Annotated in this window: 1 pseudogene; it reads right to left on the reverse strand. The window is 60.5% G+C overall.

Features of this window, described 5'->3' with window-relative positions:
- Positions 1-920 (reverse strand): annotated as a pseudogene (locus tag Q319_RS25205) (hypothetical protein); the annotation flags it as partial.
- Positions 921-1,291: the final 371 nt, after the last annotated feature.

The following is a 1,291-nucleotide window of genomic DNA, read 5'->3' on the forward strand; positions in this document are numbered from 1 at the left end:
CCATTTTGGGACTTTGAACATCTCCAAATGGTTTCAGGCGGCGCTGAGATTTCTCTCAGCGCCGCCTGAAAAAATGGACAAAGTCGAACTGAGAGACTGGCGGTGAGTTTTCCACAATTGCTTTGTTTTTGGGTAGTGGTTGAGCTTCCTTTAGTCGTCTCACCTTGAGAGTTAAAGTCTGGCACGAGGAAAATCTCAGCCTCCTGGACAGGCTCCGCAAAGAAGGCGGCTTCCAGGTCCTCCGGGATGACCGGCTCGTACAGCGTGACGCTGAAGAGGGTGGCCGCGTTGCGCCTGGCCGCCGTCTCCCGGTCCAGCCGCTGCACCTTCTGGCTTCTGAGCCACAGGTGCGCCAGGGGGTGCTTGAGCGCCCGGTAGAAGGTGGCCTCGCTCATCCCGCACTCGCGCGCAAAGCAGAAGCGCCCGCCCACCATCTGTACCACCTGCTCACGGGATTGCAGGGGCCGCCCATCCTCGCTGATTTTCAGGTAGCAGTGCTTCCTGAGTTCCTCGACGATACGGATGAGGTTGAGACCCTGCGAGCTGGTCAGCCGTCCCCCCGCCAGGCTGGTAGTGCTGATACTGGTCAGGATCATGCGCCAGTCGCGGGATACGCTGCGGCTCAGCTTGGTCAGATACTGTCCGGCCTTGTACGGGAACGCCACGGGCCAGAAGGTCTTGGTGGGCGTGTACCCGCTCATCACGGGCTGGGCGCGGATGCTCTTGCGGTACAAACCCACCGCCTTGAGGGCTTCGGTGGGGTCAATCGGGAGGCGAGTGGCGAGCGGCGCTGGGCAGATCGGGGAACGCGGCGCAGCCTCTGGATGGCCCGCTCGCAGGGCAGCCACCTGGGCATCCAGAAAGGCCCGCCGGGTAGCCTCCGTGGCGAAGCGCTCAGGCGTTAGTCTTGCGGCGGTCACTCCAGACCACCAGAAACCTGGAATGGTGTGTTGACCGTGGCCAAGCGCAGGCACCAGGCGCGCTGCCCTGTAAAACGTGCTTCTGAACCGTCTATTGACAGACCAAAGGCACGCCGCGCACAAAGCTTCATAGCCTTTACGTGCCCTTGTAGCTGCACATTCTCAGATGCGCCATCTGGGAAAAGCGGGGCAGTCTGCGCCTTACGGCGCTGGGTCATCGCGGGGGCTTTGGCTTTCCGCGAACCGACATGAAAAAGTGGACTCACCAGGGTCTCCTAGTTGCAATAGGGAGCCTTCTCTGGTAAAGTCCGACTTGCGACAGTAGTAACTAGACCAAAGAATCTCAACTTAAATCCCGCTTACCGGCGGGG

It is taken from the genome of Deinococcus marmoris DSM 12784 (genome assembly GCF_000701405.1).
Taxonomy (GTDB): domain Bacteria; phylum Deinococcota; class Deinococci; order Deinococcales; family Deinococcaceae; genus Deinococcus; species Deinococcus marmoris.